This is a genomic window from Salinibacterium sp. SWN248 (assembly GCF_015864575.1).
Taxonomy (GTDB): domain Bacteria; phylum Actinomycetota; class Actinomycetes; order Actinomycetales; family Microbacteriaceae; genus Rhodoglobus.
On the sequence record NZ_JADYWW010000002.1, the window covers coordinates 677,058 to 693,445 of the forward strand.

17 protein-coding genes are annotated in these 16,388 nt (G+C 61.9%); 11 read left to right on the forward strand and 6 right to left on the reverse strand.

The window, feature by feature from the left end:
• Positions 1-14 precede the first annotated feature (14 nt).
• From I6E73_RS13140 to I6E73_RS13155, 4 genes are all read right to left on the reverse strand, one after another.
• A complete protein-coding gene (locus I6E73_RS13140) occupies positions 15-887 on the reverse strand; it encodes a metal ABC transporter permease (RefSeq protein WP_197126192.1) in 873 nt (290 codons plus the stop codon).
• Positions 884-1,624 carry a metal ABC transporter ATP-binding protein gene (locus I6E73_RS13145; protein WP_197126194.1) on the reverse strand — a complete coding sequence of 247 codons (741 nt, stop codon included), beginning with the start codon at positions 1,622-1,624 and terminating at the stop codon, positions 884-886. The genes I6E73_RS13140 and I6E73_RS13145 overlap by 4 nt, the downstream gene beginning before the upstream one ends.
• Positions 1,621-2,583, reverse strand: a complete 963-nt coding sequence (locus tag I6E73_RS13150) for a metal ABC transporter substrate-binding protein (RefSeq protein WP_197126196.1) — start codon at positions 2,581-2,583, stop codon at positions 1,621-1,623. Before I6E73_RS13150 ends, I6E73_RS13145 begins: the two co-directional genes overlap by 4 nt.
• A gap of 249 nt (positions 2,584-2,832) precedes the next feature.
• Complete coding sequence (locus I6E73_RS13155; protein WP_197108399.1) at positions 2,833-3,282, reverse strand: hypothetical protein; 450 nt, start codon at positions 3,280-3,282, stop codon at positions 2,833-2,835.
• 474 nt (positions 3,283-3,756) lie between these two features.
• Here I6E73_RS13155 and I6E73_RS13160 point away from each other — a divergent pair, with 474 nt between their 5' ends.
• From I6E73_RS13160 to I6E73_RS13170, 3 genes are all read left to right on the forward strand, one after another.
• A complete protein-coding gene (locus I6E73_RS13160) occupies positions 3,757-4,305 on the forward strand; it encodes a hypothetical protein (protein ID WP_197126197.1) in 549 nt (182 codons plus the stop codon).
• A gap of 205 nt (positions 4,306-4,510) precedes the next feature.
• Positions 4,511-4,660 carry a hypothetical protein gene (locus I6E73_RS13165; protein ID WP_197126199.1) on the forward strand — a complete coding sequence of 50 codons (150 nt, stop codon included), beginning with the start codon at positions 4,511-4,513 and terminating at the stop codon, positions 4,658-4,660.
• Between the two features lie 107 nt (positions 4,661-4,767).
• Positions 4,768-6,144, forward strand: a complete 1,377-nt coding sequence (locus I6E73_RS13170) for an NAD(P)/FAD-dependent oxidoreductase (protein ID WP_197126201.1) — start codon at positions 4,768-4,770, stop codon at positions 6,142-6,144.
• Here the strand turns inward: I6E73_RS13170 and I6E73_RS13175 are convergent.
• A complete protein-coding gene (locus I6E73_RS13175; protein WP_197126203.1) occupies positions 6,110-7,186 on the reverse strand; it encodes a LacI family DNA-binding transcriptional regulator in 1,077 nt (358 codons plus the stop codon). The two genes, I6E73_RS13170 and I6E73_RS13175, sit on opposite strands and share 35 nt — an antisense overlap.
• A gap of 133 nt (positions 7,187-7,319) precedes the next feature.
• Here I6E73_RS13175 and I6E73_RS13180 point away from each other — a divergent pair, with 133 nt between their 5' ends.
• From I6E73_RS13180 to I6E73_RS13215, 8 genes are all read left to right on the forward strand, one after another.
• Entirely contained in the window at positions 7,320-8,954 is a 1,635-nt protein-coding gene (locus tag I6E73_RS13180; RefSeq protein ID WP_197126204.1) for an ABC transporter substrate-binding protein, read from the forward strand.
• Positions 8,955-9,027: 73 nt separating this feature from the next.
• Complete coding sequence (locus I6E73_RS13185; RefSeq protein WP_197108410.1) at positions 9,028-9,969, forward strand: ABC transporter permease; 942 nt, start codon at positions 9,028-9,030, stop codon at positions 9,967-9,969.
• A complete protein-coding gene (locus I6E73_RS13190; protein ID WP_197108412.1) occupies positions 9,966-10,793 on the forward strand; it encodes an ABC transporter permease in 828 nt (275 codons plus the stop codon). The genes I6E73_RS13185 and I6E73_RS13190 overlap by 4 nt, the downstream gene beginning before the upstream one ends.
• Positions 10,793-11,590, forward strand: a complete 798-nt coding sequence (locus I6E73_RS13195) for an ABC transporter ATP-binding protein (protein WP_197108414.1) — start codon at positions 10,793-10,795, stop codon at positions 11,588-11,590. The genes I6E73_RS13190 and I6E73_RS13195 overlap by 1 nt, the downstream gene beginning before the upstream one ends.
• Positions 11,587-12,414 carry an ABC transporter ATP-binding protein gene (locus I6E73_RS13200; RefSeq protein WP_197126205.1) on the forward strand — a complete coding sequence of 276 codons (828 nt, stop codon included), beginning with the start codon at positions 11,587-11,589 and terminating at the stop codon, positions 12,412-12,414. Before I6E73_RS13195 ends, I6E73_RS13200 begins: the two co-directional genes overlap by 4 nt.
• The gene (locus tag I6E73_RS13205) at positions 12,411-13,481 is read left to right on the forward strand and encodes a C45 family peptidase (protein WP_197126206.1); all 1,071 of its coding nucleotides are present in this window, start codon (positions 12,411-12,413) and stop codon (positions 13,479-13,481) included. Before I6E73_RS13200 ends, I6E73_RS13205 begins: the two co-directional genes overlap by 4 nt.
• Positions 13,482-13,648: 167 nt before the next feature.
• Positions 13,649-15,232, forward strand: coding sequence for a sodium-dependent transporter (locus I6E73_RS13210; RefSeq protein WP_197126207.1), 1,584 nt, complete (start codon positions 13,649-13,651; stop codon positions 15,230-15,232).
• Positions 15,229-15,372 carry a MetS family NSS transporter small subunit gene (locus tag I6E73_RS13215; protein WP_197108430.1) on the forward strand — a complete coding sequence of 48 codons (144 nt, stop codon included), beginning with the start codon at positions 15,229-15,231 and terminating at the stop codon, positions 15,370-15,372. The genes I6E73_RS13210 and I6E73_RS13215 overlap by 4 nt, the downstream gene beginning before the upstream one ends.
• Here I6E73_RS13215 and I6E73_RS13220 read toward each other — a convergent pair.
• On the reverse strand, positions 15,369-16,235 hold the full coding sequence (locus I6E73_RS13220; protein WP_197126208.1) for a fumarylacetoacetate hydrolase family protein: 867 nt from the start codon (positions 16,233-16,235) through the stop codon (positions 15,369-15,371). The two genes, I6E73_RS13215 and I6E73_RS13220, sit on opposite strands and share 4 nt — an antisense overlap.
• Positions 16,236-16,388 lie beyond the last annotated feature (153 nt).

Here is a 16,388-nt window from a genome sequence, read left to right on the forward strand (position 1 = left end):
CGGTGTCTTTGCGCTTACTGGGCGGCGAGCATCCGCTGCCGCTTCATCGCACCGAGTCGCTTGCCGATCACGCCCTGCGTGGGGCTGAACAGGTAGACGAGCGCAAAGATGCAGCCTTCGACGAGCACGATCATGCCGCCGGATGCCGTGTCTAAGTAGTAGCTGAGGTAGAGCCCGGTGACGGCCGCGAGCGCCGACATCACCGGGGCGATCACGAGCATGCGCGAGAAGCGATCGGTGAGCAGGTACGCGGTGGCGCCGGGGATGATGAGCAGTGCCACGACGAGAACGACGCCGACGGCCTGAAGCGCGACGACCGCGGTAAGGGCGAGGAGCCCGAGAAGCGCAGCGCCGAGAACCTTGGGGTTGAGGCCGATCGCGTGGGCGTGGGTGGCGTCGAAGGCGTAAAGGGTGAAGTCGCGGCGCTTCACGAGCAGGATCGTGAGCGTGATCGCGCCGAGGATGAGAACTTGAGCGAGGTCGGCCCAGGAGACTCCGAGGAGGTTGCCGAAGATGATGTGGTTCAGGTCGGTCTGCGAGGGCGTCACGGAGATGAGCACGATTCCCAGGGCGAACAGGGTGGTGAAGACGATGCCGATGGCGGCGTCCTCTTTGATGCGGCTCGTGTTTCTCACGATGCCAATAAGGGCGACGGCAAGGAAGCCGAAGATGACCGCACCGAGAGCAAAGGGGGCGCCGACGACGTAGGCGAGCACGACACCGGGGAGCACGGCGTGCGAGACAGCGTCGCCCATGAGCGACCAGCCGATGAGGACCAGCCAGCACGAGAGCACCGCGCACACGATTGCCGCGGTCACACTCGTGGCGAGCGCCCGCACCATGAAGTCGTAGCTCAGCGGTTCGAGGAGGAAGTCGAGAGGGTTCACGCGGCGTCTCCCGCCGTGACATCGAGGCCGAAGGCGCGCGCAAGGTTTTCGGGCTTCAGCACCTCAGCCGGAGTGGATTGCAGCAGCACCGTGCGCATCAGCAAGATTGCCTCGTCGGCGAGTTTCGGCAGCGCATTGAGGTCGTGGGTCGAGACGAGCACCGTGGCTCCCTCGGCGGCGAGCTCGCGCAAGAGTGTCGTGATCGTTCCCTCGGAGCGCTTGTCGACGCCGGCAAAGGGCTCGTCGAGAAGCAGGATCGTCGCGCCCTGAGCGATTCCGCGGGCCACAAACGCGCGCTTCTTCTGGCCGCCCGAGAGTTGGCCAATTTGGCGGTCGGCGAGATCAGTCAGCTCAACGCGCTCGAGAGCCTCGGCGACGGCGGCCTTGTCGGCGGCCTTGGGGCGACGCGAGAAACCCATGTGGCCATAGCGGCCCATCATCACCACATCGCGCACCGAGAGCGGGAACGCCCAGTCCACGTCTTCGCTCTGCGGAACGTAGCCGACGGCTCCGGCCTTGCGAGCGAGTGCAGGCTGCCGACCGGCCAACGTGACTGTTCCGTGGTCGGGGCGCAGCATCCCGGTAATCGTCTTGAAGAGCGTGGACTTGCCCGAGCCGTTCATTCCGATAAGGCCATAAATGCGGCCGGGCGCGAGGCTGAGGCTCACGTTGTCGAGCGCGAGCACGTCGCCGTAGTGAACGGTGACGTTACGCACGTCGATGGCGGGCACACTCATTCCGTGGCCCCGGTCAATCCAGCGATGATGGTTTCGGCGTCGTGGCGCAGCAACTCGAGGTAGGTCGGCACCGGGCCACCTTCCTCCGACAGCGAGTCGACGTAGAGGGTTCCGCCGAAGGTCGTGTCAGTGGCCTCGACCACTTGCTGCATCGCGCGATCGGAGACTGTGGATTCGCAGAACACGGCGGGCACGTCGTTGTCCCGCACGAACTCGATCACCGACGCAATCTGGCGCGGCGTCGACTGCTGCTCAGCGTTGACCGCCCACAGGTACTGCTCGCTCAGTCCAGCGTCGCGCGCCAGGTAAGAGAACGCTCCTTCGCACGAGACGAGAGCGCGCTGTGACGCCGGCAACTCGGCGAGTTCGGCCGTGAGCTCGTCGTTCACAAGCTGCAACTCCGCCTTGTACGCCTCAGCATTGGCGGCATAGTCGGCAGCGTTTTCGGGGTCTAGTTCAGCGAACGCAGCCTCCATATTGTCGACGTAAATCTGTGCGTTGAGGGGGCTCATCCACGCGTGCGGATTGGGCAGCCCTTCATAGGCATCCTCCGCAATGTTGATGGTGTCGACGCCGTCAGAAACAACCACGTGCGGCACGTCGAGACCGTCAACGAACTGCGCGAACCAGGCTTCAAGGTTGAGCCCGTTGTCGAGAATCAGGTCGACTTCGGCCGCCTTGGCAATGTCGCCGGGCGTGGGCTCGTAGCCGTGGATCTCGGCCCCCACCTTGGTGATGGATTCCACCCGCAGGTTGTCGCCGGCCACATTCTCGGCGATATCGGCGAGCACCGTAAAGGTCGTGAGCACGACAGGGCGGTCGTCGTTCGGGTCAGTCGTGGCGCCCGCATCCGACACCGCAGTGCAGCCAGCGAGACCGAGCAGAAGGGCGGATGCTGCAGCCGCGATCATCGTCGTGCGTGCGGTGTGCGTGCGACCTGTTGCTGCTCTCATTCCCATGTTCTGATCCTATGTTGGGAGAGCCTCTTTAAGAAACTACGTCTAGACGTAGTTCCATGAAAATGCGGCCAACCAGCAATAATTGCGAATCTTTTATGGAACGACGAGAGCCCGCTGGAACTCAACTGTGGAGTTGGAGAAAAACGAACGACACCCAACGCGACTCGCGCCAGGTGTCGCTTCGTCTTTTCGCTGAACCACGCGAAAACGACTCGGCTGTGGCTACCGGTAAGTACGACTCGCCTGTGGCTACTGGTAAAAGCTCAAAGGTGCGCCGACTGCATCGCATTCGACAGCGAGCGCCGTCGTCGCTTCTCCCAACGCTGACGCGTCCCCTACGGCCGGTTCGGCACCGTCGGCGCCTAGCTCCGTGATTGCCGAACGTAGGTCGTCGACTTGGCTGCTCAAAAGCGCGTCCTTGTGCAAGATTCCAAGGATCGGGAAGCCGTCGGCAATAGTGGCAATCATGTAATCGAACGATTCCCTATTCAACTCGCCGGCCTCATACCCCGAGACCACGCCGTTCACCGTCATGAGTTCGATCGAGAGCGAATGGCACAGCCCGACGTTGCCCTCCTCCAACGAAGTCGCGGCGGCGCTTGACGAAGGTTCGGCGGGCGGCGGCGGCTCGACTTCGGTGCATGCAGAAACAGAGATCAGCATTCCGACACATACGGCCGCGGACAGAAGATGTCTCATAAGGCTCCTTAGTTAGTTGCGGTCCCCACGTACCGTTCGAGTAGGCGCACAGGCGCCAGGTTTTCTCAAGCACCGGTTTGCCGAGCCGAGACGTACTGAAATCAATAATGTCTCATATTTTGCCGGCCTGTCTATCTTCCCGGCATTAGCTCGCGAGTCGAAACAGAGAGGGCGACGGACACCAACTCGGGCGGCCCCGGCCATACACCTGCGCTATTGCCCGAAGAGCAAGACAAGCGGTAGCCTCGCCCTAAGCGAAGAATATTCGGATTTTGAAAGTGAGAGCTCACTTGTGTTGGCCTGCTGACGGCGCGATCACTGACGATCAGGTTTCCCCTGTCGCAACTTCGGGGCAGAGCGAACTAAGCGTTTTCGGCGCGTATCGGAACGCTACTTACGTCTGGACACCCGATGCATCCATCCCCGCTTTCGAAGAAAAAACGGGTTCGCATTCAGACGTACTGGAGGCAGAACTTGCGCTTCACTAAGGCAGCCGCTTACCTAGCGGCATTCGGTTTGACCATCTCGACGCTGGCTGGGTGCAGCGACGTCACTTCCATCAATAACATGCCGGCCCAAGCGGATGACGCAGCTTTCAGCCGCACCGCCTTTATTTTCGAAGATGCTCGCAATTGCATTCAACTCCGTGCTGAAGAGTCTGCTCCGGTGACTGACCCGGAAGTATTTGCGGAAAGCATCGACGGCTGTGTGAGCCTGAATATCTACGGGTGGACAGATGACGAGATCGTGTCCGGGTTCAGAAGCGGTGACGCTAGTTGGCTCACGTCGAGCTCCATCGCCGAGGACCGCATAAAGGTGGCTGTGTTCACGACCAGTTTTGGACGAGCCGACTCCGGGCTGTCCGCCCAAACCCGCGTGTACAGCTTGTGCTGGTCTCTGAACTTCGACGCCCAAACGGGTAGCGACTTTGTAGTGTCGGATGAGACATGCAACCCCGCCATATTTCTTGCGCTTCCCCAGTACACCCTGACTAACGTCGCAGAGTTAGAAGCGGGACGTTAGGCGCTTCTGCACGGTTGAGTCAGAAGAAGTGCGACACCTGACTTCGGCATCGGCATCTCGTAGTGAGTGGCCGAAGCGTGTGTGACGACATCAGCGCATTCGGCGCTCCGCTCGTGACACCGTTCGCACTCCAGGATGCGGAGGCGAGCATTGCAGTCGAACTGCGTTGCTGAATATAGTTGAGCTAACCGAGAAGGGTCCAACGATGTTGAAACGCTTTCTCAATGTGATGGGTCGGGTCGCTAAACGCCTGGCATTCGTGTTTACCCAGTTAGGCGGAGCGGCCAACGGTGGCCGAAGCGCGGATCCCAGCGCTCGCTCACTCTACGAAGACCGCGACGACTACCGACCGTAATAGGTTCCGCTTACGGGCGGTCGCGGTCGCGAACCGTCCACGTGGGGTACACCCCAAACCGACGTCAAGGTCAGCCGAACCCAGCACCACGTTGCTACTGTGACCTCATGACCGACATCGCTAGCGCGCCTACCGCAGACCCGGCTGCGACAGCCTTCGACACGATCGTCGTCGGCGCCGGAGTCTCCGGGCTCACCGCGGCACGCTTTCTCGCCCAGTCCGGCCAACGAGTGCTCGTGCTCGAAGCCCGCGACCGCACGGGTGGCCGCACGCACACCGAACGCTCCGGCGACGTTGCCACCGACCGCGGAGCATCCTGGATCCACGGCGTCGACGACAACCCCCTCACCGATATCGTCAACGCCTTCGGCATGCGCACGGTCGAGTTCACGGTTGGCAGCTACCAGCCCACCGGCCGCCCCATCGCCTATTACAGCCCCACCGGCGAGCGCCTCAGCGACGACGCTGTCGCCCAGTTCGCGGATGACGTACGCACGTTCGACGCGCACCTTGCGACGGCGGTGCAGGCTTCCACTCTCGGCACAAGCTATGAGCAGGCGATGGGCGTCGCGCTTTCCACGCTCGGCTGGAACCCCGATCGGGCAGAGCGCGTGCGCGAGTTCGTGCTGCACCGCTCCGAGGAGCAGTACGGCGTGCACGCCGGGTTGCTCGATGCGCACGGTCTCGACGATGACACGGTTGAGGGCGACGAGGTGGTGTTCCCCCACGGCTATGACGTGCTGGCAAGCAATCTCGCGCAGGGACTCGACGTGCGTCTCGAGCATGTGGTCTCCGGCATCCGCTGGTCGAAGCAGGGTGCAACGGTGTCGACCGCGCAGGGCGAATTCGCTGCGAACCGCGTGGTCGTGACGGTGCCGATTGGGGTGCTCAAGAGCGGCGATCTCACATTCGAGCCGGCGCTGCCCGAGTGGCTCACTCACGCCATCGACGGCTTCGAGATGAACAACTTCGAGAAGGTCTTTCTGCGCTTTCCCACTCGCTTTTGGGATGAGAGTGTCTACGCGATTCGCCAGCAGGGCGAGGCTGGCAAGTGGTGGCATTCCTGGTACGACCTCACCGACCTGCACGGCGTTCCCACCCTGCTCACGTTTGCCGCCGGCCCCAGCGCCATCGCGGCGCGCGACTGGAGCGACGAACAGATCAGCTCGTCGGTTCTCGATGCTCTGCGCGGGCTCTACGGCGAGCGCGTCGAGCACCCCGACGAAGTGATCGTGACGCGCTGGCAAGACGATCCCTACTCGTATGGGTCGTACGCGTACATGCGCCCGGGGTCCACGCCCGACGACCACGACCTGATGGCCACACCGGTCGAGAACGTGCTGCACTTTGCGGGCGAAGCGACGTGGACGGATGATCCAGCCACCGTCACCGCGGCGCTACGCTCCGGTCATCGTGCGGCCGAGAAGATCCTCGGGCACGAGCTGTCATTCAGCCGATTGAGCGAGTCGATGCACGGTCTCTGATCCGGTAGTCCACCTCCGGAGGAACCGGATCGCCACCGCCGTCGCTGTCAGGGTCGGCGCCCGGATCGGCATCGGGCACGCCATCGAGCAATTCGACCAAGAACGTGACCGCAGCCTTCGCCGTTGCCTCGGGCGCCAAATCGATCGAAGTTATGGGCGGAGCGCTGTTTCTGGTTTGCTCCGAGTCAGACCCTGAGGCAATCATGATGTCGTCGGGAATCAGATAGCCGGCCGCTTGCAGCCCAGCTTGCATGCCCGCAGCGTGGCGCCCGGTCAGGCAATAAATGGCATCCGGAAGCGGCTCGCCTGAGGCCAGCATCCGCTCGGCCAGTGCGCGACCACCCGCCTCGCCTAAGCCCTCATCTTGGTGGTACACAAGCGGAGCTTGTCCGCATTCCGCAGCCCACGCCCGGTACGTCAACTCGCTATCGGCGTTCCACGAGTTGTTGTCCTCGCCAGTAACAATCGCGATGCGCGTGGCACCGCGTTCGAGAAAGTGCTGGATAACAGCATCCGTGTTGGTGTGAGTGCCTGCGCCGAGCCAGGCGCTGAATTCCGGTCGCTCAATATCACGCCCGACCGCGACGACCGCGATTCCGTTTCGAGTGAGCAATTCGATAACCGGATCGCTGGCCACCGGGTCAGAAATGATGAAACCATCGGCGGCCAGAGCGATGCCGGGGGCATTACCAACGGTGGGGTCCCGCATTAACGCAAGCCCGTAACCGCGATCCAACGCTTCGACTGCGGCGGCTCCCGCAAACCGCAAAAAGTAGTCAACACCCTCCGGCTGGTAGGAGCCCAGAGTGTCGAGCGGGCGGATGACGAGTCCCAGGATTCCGAGGCGACGGCTGCGGAGTCCGCGAGCGATCGCATCGGGGCTATATCCCAGATCAGCGGCGGTTTCGACGACTCGTTGCCTAGTGGCATCCGCAATGACTCCCTTGCCATTGAGGGCGTGCGAAACGGTGGTGATCGAGACCCCGGCCCGCTTGGCGACGTCGTGAATTGTCGCTCGTCTGCGTGGCGGGTTATTGGTCACTCTGGCAGGCTACCTGAGTTTCCGGCATGTAAAACGTTTTGGGTATTTTTCCCCCAAAACGTTTTGGTCAACTAGGTTTTCACACACATCAAGCGTCTTAGCGTTCAGGTTCGATCTACCTAGGAGCAATTCAATGAAGAAAAAAGCAATAGCGATCGGCAGCATTCTTGCCCTCGCACTGACCGGGTGCGCAGCAGGCACCAGCAGCGACACCTCATCCAGCGTTGACGACAACGACCTCCTCACCCTCACTCCTGCCGCCACCGGCGAGCTCGATTTGGTGACGTGGAACCTTCCCTTCGGCGAGCCAGCATCGCTCGACCCGATCAAGTCGTTCAACTACGCCGAGAACACCGTTGTGGCCAACCTGTGTGAAGGACTCATGCAGTTGCAGCCCGACTTCACGATCGAACCCGGGTTGGCCGAAAAGGTCGAAACGCCCGACGATCTCACCTACATCTACACAATTCGCGAGGGCGTCGAATTCTGGGATGGCCAGGAAATGACCGCCGATGACGTCGTGTACAGCCTCGGTCGTCACCTGGATGCTGACGAAGGAAGCTATTGGGCCGGCGGCCTCGTCGGCAACATCGCTTCGATCGAGAAGACCGCTGACTGGGAAGTTACCGTTTCGCTCTCGAAGCCGGATGCCGCCTTCAACTCCTACATGGTGACCCCCGTCGGCACGATCGTGGAGCAGGACTTCCGCGAAGCAGCTGGCGACACCTTCGGTAACCCGACCGGCAAGGTCATGTGCACCGGCCCCTTCTCCGTTGGAGACTGGGACCAGGGCCAGTCGATCTCGCTGATCAAGAACGACAACTACTGGAACAGTGACAAGCAGGCTCAGACGGCTCAGGTCGACATCAACTTCATCGTTGACGCAGCCGCTATCGCCACCGCACTCGACACGGGCGCGATCGACGGTTCGTACGACGTGCCGCTCGGTGCGCTCAAGTCGCTACAGAGCTCGACCGAGGGATCCCTTTACCTCGGCAACTCGTTGCAGATCGTCGGCATCATCGGCACCGGAAACGGCATCTTTGCCGACCCCGCCGTACGCCAGGCACTCATGATGGCGACCGACCGGGATGCCATTGCCGCGACAGTCTTTGAAGGCACGGCGAGCGCGTCACGCTCTCTCGTTCCCGACAACGGCTGGTCATACGGCGACGCTGAATTCACTGCTGGCCGCGACGAACTCGCCCCGACAGAAATCGACATCGAAGGCGCCAAGGAAGTTCTGAAGGACGCCGAGGTCGACCTCACCGAGCCGATCAAGATCGTGTACCCGTCAGAGCGCACCTACTACGCCGACATCATCTCCGAGATCTCCAACGGCGCCCGCGCCATTGGCCTGACTGTTGAGCCGGCAGGTGTGCCCAGCGCCCAGTTTGGTGCATTCTTCTCTGACCCTGCAGCCCGCGAAGGACACGACGCGTTCGTGACCTACAACTACATGGACGTTCCTGACCCGCTCGCGTTCCTCCGCGCAATCGCCGGAACCGGTGGATCGCAGAACTACAACGACTACAGCAACTCCTCCATCGACGCGTTGCTGGACGAGGCCGCTGCAACCGCCGATGACAGCGAGCGCGCTGAACTCGTGAACGAAGCGCAAGTGCTCGTGATGGAGGATCTGACCTGGATCCCGATCGTCGACCCTGCCGTTCGACTGTTCATGAATGACCGCGTAACGGGTGCTCCCGCATCCTTCGTTTACCTGTACTACCCCTGGGCTGCCGACCTCGGCGCTTCGGGCGAATAGTTCACACGCCCGGGGGTCGCGTGGCTAACGCGCGCGGCCCCCGGGGTTCGGCTCCAATGAAAAGGCTCGTTCCGTGACCTTCATACTTCGACGACTGGCGGCGCTCATCGGCGTCCTCATCGCATCCAGCTTTTTGGTCTTTTCCGCTATGTATGCGGCGCCGGGAAGCCCAGAAAACTTTCTCGTTCAAGGACGAACGGTAAGCCCAGAAGTGCTCGAAGCTATTCGAGCGCAGTACTCCCTCGATGACCCGTTCCTAGTGCGATTCTGGAACTGGCTCACCAACGTGCTTCACGGCGACTTCGGTCGCTCGCTTGCCAACCAGCAGGATGTGGGCGACCTCCTGGCCGCCCGGCTGCCCACCACACTGATGCTGGTCACACTGGCCGCCCTCATCATCATCGTGCTCGGCGTCGGCCTCGGTATTCTGGCCGGAACCCGCGGTGGCATCGTCGACAAGATCATCCTCCTCGGCTCCAACTTGGGCTTCGCCGTTCCCACCTTCTTCGCCGCTCTCATCCTCATGAGCATCTTCAGCGTTGGCCTCGGCTGGTTCCCTGTCTTCGGATCTGGAGACGGCTTCATCGACCGGGTGTGGCATCTCACCTTGCCCGCCTTCGCCCTCGCCCTCCCCTCGTCTGCCGTCGTTGCGCGCATCACTCGCACCTCTATTCGTGAGGAACGCGACTCCGAGCATTCGGTGATGGCTCGAGCTCGTGGAGTAGCCGAACGTCTCGTCATGAGACGCCACGTCATCCGCAACTCGATGCTTCCCGTGAGCACCATCGTCGGCGTTCACATCGCCGGGCTGATTGCCGGGTCATTCGTTGTCGAATACGCCTTTACCCTCGACGGAATCGGCACGCTGCTGGTTCATGCCGTGCAGCGAAAAGACTTCGCCGTCGTGCAAGCCATCGCCATCGTGCTGGTCGCTGCGTTCGGCATCATCAACCTTCTCGTTGACCTCTTCTACGCCTCCATCGACCCGCGAGTGAAAGTGGAGACGAACCGATGAAACAATTCGCTGAACGAATGGGCACACTAGGCCTCATTGCGTGTGGAGTTATCGCCGTAGTCGTCCTCGGTGCGCTCTTTGCCCCCCTCATTGCGCCCTACGACCCGACCATCGGATCTGTCACTCAGCGCTACCAGGGAATGTCTTTCGAGCACCTGTTCGGAACCGACCAGGCCGGCCGCGACATCTTCTCGCGCCTGCTCTGGGGAGCACGGTCAAGCCTCACCGGGCCACTCATCGTCGTCGCTGTCACTGCGGTGTTCGGAACCCTGATCGCTCTCACCGCCGTCTGGTGGGGCGGCATCGTTGACTCGTTCCTCAGCCGCGTACTCGACCTGCTCTTCGCTTTCCCCAACCTGTTGCTCGCCATGCTCGCCATCGCGGTCTTCGGTCCCAGCCTCACTACAGCAGCACTGGCGCTGTCGGTGGCCTACATTCCGTATTCCGCTCGCGTGGTTCGCAGTATGGCGATGCGGGAGCGCAACCTGCCCTACATCCGCTCTCCTGAATTGCAGGGCATCCCCGGAATTGTGATTACCGCGCGGCACCTGCTGCCGAACGTCGCACCCCTCATCGTGACCGGCGCCACCATCAACTTCGGGTTCGCGATGATCGAGCTCGCGGCACTCTCGTTCCTTGGCCTCGGCGTGCAACCGCCGGCAGCCGACTGGGGACTCATGGTGTCGAGCGGACAGCAATCACTCTTGAACGGCTACCCCGCAGAAAGCGTTCTCGCGGGACTCAGCATCGTCATCACCGTGGCCGCCTTCGGTTACGTCGGAGAACGACTCGGTGGCCGTGCCGCCGCAGGGAGGAAAGCCTGATGCTTAACATTGACAACCTCTCGCTCACGATTGGCCCGGATCTGCAGATTCTGCGCGAAGTATCGCTCGCTGTCGCTGCGGGCGAAGCAGTCGGCCTTGTTGGCGAATCGGGCAGTGGCAAGTCCATGACCCTGCGCTCCATCTTGCACATCGAACCGGAGGGATCGCAGGTCACCGGCACGATCACGTTCGATGGCGTCGACGTTCGCAGTCTCAGCGGTGAAGCATTACGGCGGATGCGGGCCAACGACGTCTCGATGATCGCCCAGAACCCGCACGCAGTGCTCAACCCCGTGCTCCCGGTCGAGCGCTACCTCATTGAGGGAATGCATGACGCTCAAGGGCAGCCCACGAAAACCGCGAAGCTTCGCGCTGGCGAACTGCTCGAACAGGTCGGCATCGATGCCGTTGACCGCGTGCTGCGTTCCTACCCGCACCAGCTCTCCGGCGGAATGCTTCAGCGCGTTGTCATCGCGGGCGCCATTGCCGGACGGCCACGGTTGATGCTCGCCGATGAGCCAACCACCGCTCTGGATGTCACCACCCAAGCAGAAGTGATGGCCATCCTCGATGAGTGCCGCCACGAGCTCGGAATGGCCATGTTGTTTGTTACTCATGACCTCGATTTGGCCGCAGCAGTGTGTGACCGAATCGCTGTGATGAAAGATGGCGAAATAGTGGAAATCGGATTGCCAGTACAGCTTCGCGACAACCCTCAACATCCGTACACCCGAGCCCTGATGGAGTCGCGCCCGGCCGGACTCGCCTGGACCCCGGAAGGCGGACCGACCTCATGACTACCCCAGCTATCACCGTAGACGCACTCAACAAGACCTTCCACACCGGGCCAAAACAGCAGGTGAAGGCACTCGATAACGTCACGCTCAGCGTCGACAAGGGCTCGTGCTTGGCCGTCGTTGGCGAGTCCGGTTCAGGAAAAACCACGCTCGCGCGCATCATAGTCGGGCTCGAAACACCAGACTCCGGAGCCGTGACGGTGAGCGGGAAGCCCGTCGCACCGCGTGCGAACCGACGCGAACTGCGACGCCGCGCCCGCGACATCCAGATGGTGTTCCAAGACCCGCAAAGCTCGCTCAATCGACGGCTGTCCGTGCGCGTCGCGGTCGACGAAGTGCTCAAAGCTCACTCACACCTCAACCGAGCGCAGCGACAGGTGCGCTGCGCTGAGCTCTTCACTCTTGTCGGTCTCGAACCTCGGTTTCTCGACGCCCTCCCCAGCGAATTGTCGGGCGGCCAGAAGCAGCGGGTTGCTATCGCGCGTGCGCTGGCGGCAGACCCCGCGGTCATCGTGCTCGACGAATCCGTCGCCGCTCTCGATGTGACGGTTCAAGCCCAAATCCTTGAACTGCTCGCAAGCCTGCGCACGTCTCACGGCCTCACCTACCTCTTCATCACGCACGACCTCTCTGTTGTGCAGATGATCGCCGATCAGGTTGTGGTGATGCGCCAGGGCCGCATCGTGGAGCGGGGAACGACCGCCGAAGTGCTCACCAACCCGCAGCATCCGTACACTCAACTTCTCCTCGCCTGCGCGCCCCGCCCCGGCTGGAAGCCCGAACGAGGAATGATCCGCAAGCTTCGGGAAGAGATCGCATCATGAGCACCACCCCTCCCTTTATTCAGATCAATTCAGCGGATGCCTTCCACCGCGGTCTGAGCCGCGGCGTCGCGATTGCTGAGACTCTGAAACGCGGCGTTGCCATCTATCTCGACCTCTTCGAGACATCCGGAATCAGCCTCGGCGATGTACAGAAGTATGCCGACAACGCCGTGCTCGTCACCGAACGCTGGAGCGTCGACCTCGCCGCCGAAATGCGCGGAGTAGCCGAAGGAAGCGACCTGCCGCTCTGGAAGATCGCCGCCGTGAACGCTCGCACCGAGATTCTGTCTCAAGCGATCGGCACCAAACCGGGCGAATGCTCCACCATCGTCAACGCCCGCGAGAGCCCGGTCGGAGCCCAAACGTGGGACTGGCACGACGACCTCGCCGACTGCTGGCACCTGCACGAAGTCACCGGCACTCCCCGCACCTTTGTCGGCCTGACTGAACACGGCATCCTCGGCAAAATCGGAATCAATGACGCCGGAGTGGGCATCATGCTCAACATCCTCGGCCACCAAGCAGACCGGCCAGACGGTGTGCCCGTGCACCTTGTTGCCGCCCGCGTTCTCGCCGAAGCCTCGACCCTGGCCGAAGCGGTCGAAATTCTGCGCACTGCACCCGTGAGCACGTCCAGCGCCATCACCGTCGTGAGCCCCGAAGGTTCCGTCACAGTCGAGCTGAACCCCGACGGCGCCGCCGTGCTTGAGCCGACCGATGGCGTGCTCATCCACACCAATCACTTTGTTGACCCCGAACTGAGCAAGGGCGAAAAATTGGGGCTCTACGATCCAGACACCCAAGCACGCTACGACGTTCTTACCGAACGAGCAGCCGCCGCACCGCTGCCGACTGCGGCGAGCGCCCTGATCCCCTACCTCTTCTCCGAACCGGGTGACGCCGCCCAACTTTGCTGCGTTCCCGCCATTGGCGCAGTGTTCGGCGACCGCTGGGCAACATTAGCCACCATTACGTTGGATGCCGCGGCACGAGCAATCACTGTCTCTCCCGGTTCCCCCAAAGACGCCACTGCCGAAACAACCATCCGATTGGTCGCTACACGCTGACCGCCAGACGCTGACCGCTGACCGCTGACCGCTTCGAACCGTCACATGTCGCAACTCTGTACCCCCAAGTGTTAACGTGAGAACACCCTCTTCGGGGGTAGCGGGCCGCAATTTCGGGGTGGCCCCAGCGACGGCCATTCGGGTGGCCACTACGCAGAGGAGCAACTGTGTCGGTGCAGCAACAATCGGGCGAACACGGATCCGTCGCCTCGCGACCACGTGAGCAGTGGTCGGGCCAGTGGGGTTTCATCCTGTCGGCCATCGGCTCCGCCGTGGGTCTCGGCAACATTTGGCGCTTTCCCGGTGTCGCCTACGAGAACGGTGGCGGGGCATTCCTGATTCCGTACCTGATTGCATTGGTGACGGCCGGCATCCCGATTCTGTTCCTTGACTATGCGATCGGGCACCGCTTTCGCGGATCATCGCCGACCGCGTTCCGTCGTCTCGGCGGCAAGGCCGGCAAGTGGCTCGAGTCGCTCGGCTGGTTCCAAGTCTGGATTTGCATCATCATCGCCGTCTACTACGCGGCCGTTGTTGCGTGGGCGGCCAGCTACTTCACGTTTAGTTTCGACCTGCGCTGGGGTGACGACACTGCTGGCTTCTTCTTCGGAGAATTCCTTCAAACCTCTGACCCCGGCTTCAGCTCGCAGTTCGTGCCCGCCGTGCTCATCCCGCTCGTGCTCGTGTGGGTTGCCGTGCTCGCCGTGCTCGGCTCCGGTATAGCCAAGGGCGTGCAGCGCGCGAACGTGATTTTCTTGCCACTGCTGGTTGTGGCCTTCCTCATTCTTGTGGTTCGCGCTCTCTTCCTCGACGGCGCTATGACCGGGTTGGATGCCCTCTTCACCCCCGATTTCTCCGCCCTGAGTGACCCGAGCGTGTGGATCGCGGCCTACAGCCAGATTTTCTTCTCGCTGTCGATCGCCTTCGGCATCATGATCACCTACTCCTCGTACCGCAGCCGCAAAGCTAACGTCACGGCGCCCGCGCTCGTCGTCGCCTTTGCGAACTCGTCGTTCGAGATCATCGCCGGCATCGGAGTCTTCGCGACGCTTGGCTTCTTCGCGTTCCAACAGGGAGTCGGCATCGATGAGCTCGAGAACATCACGGGAGTAAGCCTCTCGTTCGTCACCTTCCCCGCGATCGTCTCGCAAATGCCGGGCGGCCCCTTCTTCGGCATCCTTTTCTTCGGCTCGCTCGTCATGGCCGGCTTCACCTCGCTGTTGTCAGTGCTGCAGGTCGTGTCATCCGCATTCCAAGACAAGTTCGGGATCACCGCCCGTCAGGCATCGATTCGCGTGGGCGTCGCGCTAGCGACCGTCTCGGTGTTGCTGTTCTCGACCACCACCGGAGTGATCACTCTCGACACCGTCGATCAGTGGGCGAACAATATCGGAATCGTGGGGGCGGCTATCGCCTCCACCATCCTGGTGATCTGGGTCTTCCGCAAGGGACCAGAGCTGGCGGCACATTTGAACTCGGTCTCCACCTTCAAGGTGGGGCGCCTGTGGCAACTGCTCGTCGGAGTTCTGGCGCCGGCCGTTCTGCTCTACATGCTCATCCAGCGAATCATCGTGCTCGTCACGGAAGGATACGAGGGCTACCCGCTCTGGTACCTCGCGATTGCGGGTTGGGGCACCATCGCGGTAATCCTGATCGGCGCCATCACCATGACCGCGCTGCGCTGGAAGCACGATCCGGATGATTTCACCCCGTGGCCCAGCGCCCAAGCACTGAAGGAGCTCAGCAAATGAGCGGCATCGCCATCACGTTCTTCATCGTCGCCGCCGTGCTCGTGTGGGGCGGCCTCATTGCGAGCATCATCTTCCTCGCGCGCAAACCCCAGCTCGACGTGTATCCCGAAGGCTCAGAACTGGTCAGCGACGACGACTAGCTTTCGCTGCGCAGTGAGTTCGACACGATCGGGTTGCTGATCGTTCCGATGCGTTCGATCTCGACCTCGACCACGTCGCCCGGCTGCAGCAACCATGCTGGTTTACGCGAGTAGCCGACGCCCGAGGGAGTTCCGGTGCAGATGATGTCGCCGGGCTTCAGCGTGAAGCTGTGCGACACGAGCGAGAGAACCTCGCCCAGTTCATAGATCATGTTCTTGGTGTTGCCGTCTTGAACTTGCTCACCGTTCACCCGGGTTTGCACCCGTAAACCGTCGCGCAGATCTCCCACTTCGTCGGCCGTGACGAGGGCGCCAAGAGGGCCGCTGTTGTCGCCGTTTTTGCCCAAGATCCACTGCGAGGTGAGCTTCTGCGCCCGGCGTGAGGTGACGTCGTTGAATGCCGAATAGCCCATCACTGCCGCGCGAGCTTTGTCCGCATCCGCATCGATTAGCGGCACACCGATGTAGGCGGCAATCTCGCCCTCCCAGTCGATTCCGTCCTCATTAGACGGCACGGGAATGGGCGCACCGCTCACGGTGAGCGACGAAGTCCAGCGTGCGAAAAGCGTCGGGTACTCCGGCAAGCCTGCATCGGCATAGCTTCCTTCGAGTACGTGATCGAGGTAATTGAGCCCGATGCAAATGACACGGGCACCCGGCAACACGGGAGGCACCAACTGCAATTGGTCGAGCGGAACAACCGTTCCACCCTCGGACGAGTAACTTGCCAAGGCGGCGGCCGGTGAGGCCCAAAAAGTTTCTAGATCCGTGAGGATGCGGGCGGCCTCCACGCCATCCTTCATCGTCAATTCTGCGATGAACGTATCGCTCCCCGGGGAGAGTCGTGCTCCGACAAGCCTCATGCCGCGCCTTTCTAAGCGATGGATGCAGGCGTAGCGCTAAGCGACCCTGCTTGAGATCGATCCTGAGCCCGCCAGCGACCCCGGTCAACTGCCTGTCTCACTTCACGGGACACCTCCTACGGGAGCGCACAACTGCTGTGCTTCAATAGCGAC